General features: G+C 29.9%; 11 protein-coding genes and 1 pseudogene. 9 read left to right on the plus strand and 3 right to left on the minus strand.

The features are described 5' to 3' along the window. Positions 1 to 268: cupin domain-containing protein (locus CXF67_RS03160; protein WP_145990356.1), on the minus strand; the 268-nt coding region annotated here is incomplete at its 3' end. 103 nt (positions 269 to 371) lie between these two features. Here CXF67_RS03160 and CXF67_RS03165 point away from each other — a divergent pair. Then, entirely contained in the window at positions 372 to 839 is a 468-nt protein-coding gene (locus tag CXF67_RS03165; protein WP_102087429.1) for a YHS domain-containing (seleno)protein, read from the plus strand. 173 nt (positions 840 to 1,012) lie between these two features. Here CXF67_RS03165 and CXF67_RS03170 read toward each other — a convergent pair whose 3' ends face one another. Then, entirely contained in the window at positions 1,013 to 1,687 is a 675-nt protein-coding gene (locus CXF67_RS03170) for a LytR/AlgR family response regulator transcription factor (RefSeq protein ID WP_102087430.1), read from the minus strand. 7 nt (positions 1,688 to 1,694) lie between these two features. Next, on the minus strand, positions 1,695 to 2,519 hold the full coding sequence (locus CXF67_RS03175; RefSeq protein ID WP_180957883.1) for a sensor histidine kinase: 825 nt from the start codon (positions 2,517 to 2,519) through the stop codon (positions 1,695 to 1,697). Between the two features lie 338 nt (positions 2,520 to 2,857). Between CXF67_RS03175 and CXF67_RS03180 the strand changes: the two genes are divergently transcribed. The 8 genes and pseudogenes from CXF67_RS03180 to CXF67_RS03210 all read left to right on the plus strand — a co-directional run. Continuing rightward, positions 2,858 to 3,739: an alpha/beta hydrolase gene (locus CXF67_RS03180; protein ID WP_102087432.1), complete on the plus strand. Its 882-nt coding sequence runs from the start codon at positions 2,858 to 2,860 to the stop codon at positions 3,737 to 3,739. A 62-nt stretch (positions 3,740 to 3,801) separates the two neighbouring features. Then, positions 3,802 to 4,509, plus strand: coding sequence for a hypothetical protein (locus CXF67_RS03185; protein WP_102087433.1), 708 nt, complete (start codon positions 3,802 to 3,804; stop codon positions 4,507 to 4,509). 2 nt (positions 4,510 to 4,511) lie between these two features. After that, complete coding sequence (locus CXF67_RS03190) at positions 4,512 to 5,237, plus strand: M23 family metallopeptidase (RefSeq protein ID WP_102087434.1); 726 nt, start codon at positions 4,512 to 4,514, stop codon at positions 5,235 to 5,237. Positions 5,238 to 5,414: 177 nt separating this feature from the next. After that, positions 5,415 to 5,780, plus strand: coding sequence for a hypothetical protein (locus CXF67_RS03195; protein ID WP_102087435.1), 366 nt, complete (start codon positions 5,415 to 5,417; stop codon positions 5,778 to 5,780). 2 nt (positions 5,781 to 5,782) lie between these two features. Continuing rightward, positions 5,783 to 5,953, plus strand: a complete 171-nt coding sequence (locus CXF67_RS19165; protein ID WP_374702236.1) for a hypothetical protein — start codon at positions 5,783 to 5,785, stop codon at positions 5,951 to 5,953. Positions 5,954 to 5,976: 23 nt separating this feature from the next. Then, on the plus strand, positions 5,977 to 6,444 hold the full coding sequence (locus CXF67_RS03200; protein WP_102087436.1) for an OB-fold protein: 468 nt from the start codon (positions 5,977 to 5,979) through the stop codon (positions 6,442 to 6,444). Between the two features lie 35 nt (positions 6,445 to 6,479). Next, positions 6,480 to 7,082 (plus strand): annotated as a pseudogene (locus CXF67_RS03205) (alpha-ketoglutarate-dependent dioxygenase AlkB family protein). 294 nt (positions 7,083 to 7,376) lie between these two features. After that, a partial coding sequence (locus tag CXF67_RS03210; RefSeq protein ID WP_145990357.1) for a Crp/Fnr family transcriptional regulator occupies positions 7,377 to 7,677 on the plus strand: 301 nt, incomplete at its 3' end.

Here is a 7,677-nt window from a genome sequence, read left to right on the forward strand (position 1 = left end):
CAACAACTTCTTGACCACTTTTGCATTTACTCGATTCCAAGCCTAATAAAGAATGGTTTGTTCCAAATGGAAAAACAATAATATCCACTTCAAATAGCTGTATAGTTTTAATCTCAGTTTTCATAATACATTGTCCTTTTGTTACAATATGAAATTGTGAAAAGGAACTCTTTGGAATAGTCATTCCCCAAGGTGAAGAGAAATCAGATTCGAAATAAACTGCACTTGAGGGTTTTACTTTTTTAAGAATATCACTTAATATATCCATTTTTTGTACGATTAAGCAAATATAATGGATTTATTGTCATCAATCAATCAAACAAATATCAATGGTATGTTTGTACCATTATTAACTTTAAAACAAAAAAACAATGAAGATTATTAAAAAAGTAATGGTAATGTGCATGTTATTTTTAGGAATGACTACTTTATTTGCTCAAAATGTAAATGTAAACAAAGATGGTGCAGCAAATTCTGGCTATGACTTAGTAAACTATTTCACCTCAAATACAGCCGAAAGAGGAAATAAAGATTATTCCGTAATACATAATGGAGCAACATATTATTTTATTAATACTGAAAACAAGAAAACTTTTATAGAAAATCCAGACAATTACTTACCTCAATTCGATGGTTATTGTGCTTTTGCAGTTGCAAAGATGGATAAAAAAGTTCATGTAGATCCTAAAACATTTAGAATAGATGATGGTAAACTCTATTTATTTTACAATGACTTTTGGGAAGGGAAACCTTTTAATACAATGATTCCATGGCTTAATAATGAATTACAATTGGAGAATCTAGCAATTACAAATTGGGGGAGTTTAAAAAAAAGTTAACATTGGGTAACAACGTCTATAAGTAGTAGTGATTTGAGTTTTTAATTCAAATCGCTATTACTTTTTATTTTGTAAATTACTTTCTGAAAAGTAGTATTCTTTAATTCGCTACTACTCATACACGAATACGTTTTAAAACATTTGAGAACTCTATCGAATGAACCTTCAATGATTTAAAAACTATTTAAAACGGTTTTCTTTAAACGAATGCTGATAGGAATTTCATAATCAGCAATAATAATTTGATTTTCTTTAATTTTATCTACTTTATGTTTAGCTACTATATATGATTTATGTGTTTGAATAAAACTATCTTCTGGTAGTTGGTCCTTAAAACTCTTTAAAGACATATGTGTAATAATAGCTTCTTCTGGTGTTACTATTTTGATATAATTTTGCATCCCTTCTACAAATAGAATATCGTTTAAGTTTACCTTTTTAAGCTGTTTTTTACTTTTCAAAAACAGGACTTTGGTTTTGGTTTTATAACTGTAATAGCTATTAACTTTATTAACTGCCAGTAAAAACCGTTCTATGGAAATAGGCTTTACTAAATAATCTAAAACGTTATATGTGAAACTTTCCAGTGCATACTCTTCATATGCAGTAGTCATAATAACTGAGGGGGAGTTTTTTAAATTTTTTAACCAATCCATTCCTGATAGTATTGGCATATTAATATCTAAAAAAATTAAATCGATTTGATTCTGCTCAAGATAATAGTTTGCCTGCACAACATTTTTGCATAAAGCTATAACATTTAAAAACGAAATTTCTTTGCAATAGTCTGCAATGCCTTCTCGAGCTATAGGTTCATCATCGATAATTAGACAATTGATTTGATTCATATTGATCTTATAAACTAATATATAGGTTTACTATATGGTTTCCTTTGTTTTTTTTAATGTCCAATTGGTGTTTATCGGTATATAATAATGATAATCGTTTTTCAACATTGGCTAATCCAATACCACCGACTCTATTCTCGTATGTTGATTCATCAAAACTATTTACAACATTGAGGTGAAGCTTTCTTTCTGCTTCTTCAATTTTTATTTTAATGGTATTAGCATTGCTATCGAGATGATTACTACAATGTTTAAAGGCATTTTCAATGAAAGGAATCAACAATAAAGGTGCTATTTTTAATTTGGAACTCTGTGTTTGGATATCATAATTTAACCGAATATCTGAGCCTCTACGAGTCTCTTCAATTTTGATATATTTTAATACGTAATCTAGTTCTTTATATAATAATATATGGGTGTTACTTTCATATAACTGATAACGCAATAGTCCTGAAAATTGAAGTAATGTTTCTTTAGCTAAAACATCATTTTTACCAATTAAATGATAAACACTATTAATGCCATTAAATAAAAAATGAGGGTTTAATTGTGCCTTTAAATATTGTAATTCGGTTTTATAGTTTTCTTCTACTAAAGCTTGGTTTAATTTTTCTGATTTTTTGTATTCAAATCTAAGAATGTAGTAAAAACCCGCAACACTGTATACTATATGAATTAGTGAATTACTATAAAAACTGCTGCCTATTTGTTCATTATGTATGCCATAAAAGTTAAGAAGCAAGAAATCAAAATAGGTCTCAACTATAGAAATTAAAAAGATCATAAAAAATGAAACTACATAAAAGATCCTTTTTTTATCTTGAATATACATTTTTGGAAACAACCAAAAAATTTGTGTGTAAAACAAAAGGGCATTAAAAAAAAGGCCATAGAGGTATGCATATTGAAAACTACCTGAATCTTGAGTAAACCCATTCCAATTAAGATTAGTAGCAAATGCAATTAAACAATAGTTAAATAGCCAAAACAGAATATGGCCAGCAAGTAAAGTTATTTTAGTTGTATTTAATTTATACATGTTCACAAAGAAACATATAATTTATTAATGCTATGTTAATTTTCTGCGTTCATCACTAACTACCCGACGGTTGTCAAATTATTATTTTTTTAAGTTTCTTTTTCTTTTTTTTTGTAACAAAACAAAATAACATGAAAAATATAAACTTATTAAATTTAATTATTTGCACTATTTTATTCTCCCTCTTTTTGTCTTGTAATAATGATGATGACGCTACTCAACCTTCGAGCACATTTGATCAAATTTCAGATATTGCTAAATTTTATGGAAATTTAGAAGGGGATATTGTAGTAATTCACGCTCAGGGAGGTCCTGGACTTGAACTTGATGACGATGAAACTTCAAATCAAATAGTAACTGAACTAGGAATTCAATCAGCATTGTATGTCATGGTGCATCAGGTACAAACAAAGGACCCGATGCTATTTACAGATTCTGATATCACTTTTGAACAAGCTAAAGAGTATAATTTGCAGAGTGTGGCTAATATAAAACGTGTTGTTGATTTCTTCAACAATCAACAAGGAAAAACAGTCTACGTGCTTGGGGTTTCTTATGGTTGTTTAATAGTCCAAGAATTAATAGCTACATATGGAGTTGATATTGCTGATGGCTATCTTATACTGGGTAATCGCTTAAATGTGGATGAAGTTGCTTGGCAAGCTCTTAGTGAAGGGAAATTTCCATATCACGTATATGACAATGATGGCAATTATACCATTGAATTAGATAATAATCCTGAATTTGATACCATAGAAGAAAGAAACATGGCAAGATTAACAGCAGGTTTAGCATTTAACCGCTATATTGATAAACTCAACAGCGTTTCAAGCCTTTCAAAAGTAACCTATGTATATGGTGATAGAGATCAGGTTGCTGGACCACTTTCTGCTCAAGAAGTTCAATTTTTAAATGATAAAGGTTCGAATGTAATCCTGGTTGAAGGTGCAGGTCATGATGATGCAATAGGTGAAGGTGCAGGTCTATTAAAAGAAATCTTTGGAATAGAATAATACGCTTAAAAAAAGTAAAATTAAAAAAAACATCTATTTTTAAATTTATTACCGTAGGCCTCATGAATAAAATCATTCTATCTTTAATTTTTCTATTGTCAATTACAAATGCCTTGGCTCAAGAAGTTTCTCAAACTAAAAAAAATAGTACTGAATTTTCAACGGGTTACACTATTGGCTATTTAAAAAATTTAACATTTGCACCTGTTTCACGCTATGACTATAATGCATTAAACTATCAATTAAAATATACGCATATTACTAAAAGAGAAAAGCTTTTTGAAGTGCAATTAGATTATTTAAATTCTGAATTAGAAACCAATATAATTCCAGAGCCTAATCCTCAATATTCAAAAATTGTACTAAATTTTTCTTCATTGAAACAAGTTTATAAAAATGAGAAGCTTAAAATACACTTAGGCTTACAGACCCAAACAAACGTATCTTCTTTTTACGATTGGAAACAATATGATTTTCAACAAAAACTTGGCATAGCTGGTCGATTTTTTTATCAAGTAGACGAAAAACAATCAGTATCATCTAAACTAACAATTCCCCTTGTTATGTGGAGAACTTCGACTTTCGAAGAAAACTTTTACTCAATAGGGAAATACCAAAGTGTTTTATGGACTACCGAATATAAATATACACTTTCAAAAAACTTAGATATAGAAGCAAACTATAGCTTCAATTATGATAGGCTTCAGATATCTAATGCATTTAGAGAATTACAACATCAAATTAATTTAGGAATTAATTATAAATTTTAACTATGAAACATCTAAAAATAGTAGCCTATATTTTATTCATTTTAGTAATAACATCTTGCACAGATACTTTGATGGGTGATGAAGGAAAACTAGACGAAGACATCTATCTAAATTACCAAACTGTAACAGATTTAGAATTGCCTTTTGAAGACGAATGGTTTGTAGTTAATGGTGGAAAAACGCATTTTGAAGGTGCTCATCATTTTACTAGTCGCGGTGCAGGTGAACGATATGCAATTGATTTTCTTATCGTACAGGATACGATATTACCTGATGGAACCGTAAGAAAGAAAAATTATACAGGAGATTGGAGGCAAAATGAAAACCATTATTGTTTTGGCAAACGCTTAAATACGCCTTCTGATGGAAAAATAATAGAAGTTGTAAATACTATTGATGATAATCAAGTTGGCACTACTAATAACGACCAACCAGGTGGCAATTATATTATTATAGACCATTTAAACGGCGAAACTTCAATACTGGCACACTTAAAAAAAGGGTCTATTATAGTTGCCCAAGGTGATACTGTAATTAAAGGTCAAGAAGTGGGACAGGCAGGAAATAGCGGTGCATCAGATAGGCCACACTTGCACTATCAATTAGAAGGGACATCAGGTCATTTAGGAGGATTAGGGCTTCCTGCTCAATTTTTAGATTATTATGAAGATGATACGTTTGTAGAACTAGGAGAGCCAGTAAGAGGCCAAGAAGTTAGAAGAAACTAAATAACGTTTTACAACAAAGTACTGTGATGAAAACAAAACGTAATTAGATTTTGTGCTCCGTTGGGTAAGTTTATGAAAATTTTTACTTTATAACAAAAGGTTGTCATAAGACAATATTTACTCAAATAACACTTCTCATCTTTGTCACTTTAACACAATAAATCAAAGTTTAAAAAAATGAAAAGAGCAAAAAAGATTAGCACAACGTTGTTTTTACTGTTATTTACATGTGTAATGGTGAATGCACAGGAGAAGACAACCAACAATGCCTATATTTCATTCTATTCAGAGCTTGATGCAATAAAATCGGAGAATTTTAATGTGACAAGTCGACTGAACATGGATACGGGTACAATTATATATTCAGTACCAATTAAAAGTTTTGAGTTTAAAAGTGCAATGATGCAAGAACATTTTTATCAAGAAGATGTAATGGATTCCAATAAATTTCCTACATCAAAATTTAAGGGTAGTATAGAGAATTTTGAGGCAATTCCTAAAAAAAAAACGGTGTATACCCTATTACGATTACAGGAGATTTAACCATAAAAGGGGTAGCAAAACAAACTACACAGAATGGGAATCTTATTGTGAAAAATGAAATTATACAATTGGAGCTCACCTTTGATTTGGATCGATATATATGGGGAATGAAGGCTAAAGAGGGTAGCGTCTCTAAGATTCTTCAATTACAACTAAAATCTTTTTATAAATAGCATTAATTCAATATAAAATAATTATGAAATTATTAAAAAGAGTAACCATAAGTGTTTCAATCTTTATCTTAGTTGTACTAGTTTTCTTCGGCATTACCATTTTTATAAAATCTAATAAAGCGCCTTTCGATGTTACCACCGCCAAAGTTGATTTTCAGGTTTCAACTTCAGAATTGACAAAAGAATTTACCATAGACTATGCAAAAGCTAACGAAAAATATTTCACAGGCAATTCAGGCTCGAAAGTTTTACTGATAACAGGGGTAATTTACAAAATTGATAAAAACATGAGGGATGATATTACCGTTTTACTTAAAAGTAATGAGAGTTCTCCTTTTGGAGTTCATTGTACGTTTTCTAGTAAAGATTTAGATTTTAAAAAAGAGCAAATTGTGACAGTAAAGGGGCTACTGAATTCTGGCTTACATTATGATAGCGATCTAGACCTATATGAAAATGCGATTCTGGATAAAAGCATACTAGTTGAATAAAATAGGTTTTTCGCAGTTTTACATACTATTTGCATATGGATTTATTCAACCCAAATACTAAACAAAATATCCTTCCTTTTGATGGAGAGGCGATCTATCATGGACTTGTTTTAGGTAGAAAACAGTGTGATTTTTATTTTCAAAATTTATTTGAAGAAATCCCTTGGAAAAATGATCAGGCTGTTGTTTTTGGAAAACACTACATCACTAAAAGAAAAGTGGCTTGGTTTGGAGATGAAGAATACGACTATAAATATTCTGGAGTAACTAAACAAGCACATATTTGGACACCAAAATTATTACAACTCAAACGAAAGATTGAGGAATTATCTGAAACAACATATAACTCTTGTTTGCTTAATTTATATCATACAGGCGGAGAGGGTATAGCTTGGCATAGTGATAGAGAAAAAGCATTGTTAGACAATGGCACTATTGCATCGTTAACATTAGGGGCCGTACGTAAATTTTCTTTTAAGCACAAGGAAACCAAAAGGCATATAGATATAATTCTAGAAAATGGAAGCTTATTATTAATGAAAGGGACAATACAGAAAAATTGATTGCATAGACTTCCGCCAACAAAAAAAGTATTTTCTCCAAGAATAAATCTAACATTTAGAACAATCATAAAGTAGCGATGAATTAATGTAAAAATATAACCGATAATCTATAAATTTAAAATCTCTGAATTTCTAAAAACAAGCAATTATTGGGGAACCCTATTCTCAAATTATAACTGTTCAAATTTATTATAATTCTATTCTCAAGGAAGAACTGCGTTTATCAGGTCATTGTGTAGTAATAGAAAATAACCTAAATTTAATTAATAAGAAAAATTAGAAATTTAAAAAGGTTGTCATAAAACAATATTTGCACAAATGACTCTTCTTACTTTCGCAATATGGATTTGCTAACTTTAAAAATTAAGAGTGTATAAAGAACTAGAACAATATATAAGATCTCACGGGAAAATAGGTCAAAAAGAACTACAGGAAATAACTCAATGTTTTACACCTATAGAAACATCGAGAAATGAAATGTTGTGTAATATTGGTCAAGTATGCAAACATTTCTACTTTATCAAAAAAGGTTGTATTAGGCTCTATGAAATAGATAATAAAGGCACTGAAGTGACTGGTTACTTTGCATTAGAAGATACCATTATGTCTGCAAACACAAGTTTCATCCTTCAGAAACCCTCAAGAGATTGCCTAGTTTCTCTAGAACCAT

The sequence above is a fragment of the Psychroflexus sp. MES1-P1E genome, from assembly GCF_002836055.1.
Taxonomy (GTDB): domain Bacteria; phylum Bacteroidota; class Bacteroidia; order Flavobacteriales; family Flavobacteriaceae; genus Psychroflexus.

What these genes read in the sequence shown, in the direction of transcription:
- CXF67_RS03185 (WP_102087433.1), top strand. Translation starts at nt 3,802, where the DNA reads ATGAATAAAATCATTCTATCTTTAATTTTTCTATTGTCAATTACAAAT.
- CXF67_RS03195 (WP_102087435.1), top strand. Translation starts at nt 5,415, where the DNA reads ATGAAAAGAGCAAAAAAGATTAGCACAACGTTGTTTTTACTGTTATTT.
- CXF67_RS03165 (WP_102087429.1), top strand. Translation starts at nt 372, where the DNA reads ATGAAGATTATTAAAAAAGTAATGGTAATGTGCATGTTATTTTTAGGA.
- CXF67_RS03200 (WP_102087436.1), top strand. Translation starts at nt 5,977, where the DNA reads ATGAAATTATTAAAAAGAGTAACCATAAGTGTTTCAATCTTTATCTTA.
- CXF67_RS03175 (WP_180957883.1), bottom strand. Translation starts at nt 2,519, where the DNA reads ATGTATATTCAAGATAAAAAAAGGATCTTTTATGTAGTTTCATTTTTT.
- CXF67_RS03170 (WP_102087430.1), bottom strand. Translation starts at nt 1,687, where the DNA reads ATGAATCAAATCAATTGTCTAATTATCGATGATGAACCTATAGCTCGA.
- CXF67_RS03180 (WP_102087432.1), top strand. Translation starts at nt 2,858, where the DNA reads ATGAAAAATATAAACTTATTAAATTTAATTATTTGCACTATTTTATTC.
- CXF67_RS03190 (WP_102087434.1), top strand. Translation starts at nt 4,512, where the DNA reads ATGAAACATCTAAAAATAGTAGCCTATATTTTATTCATTTTAGTAATA.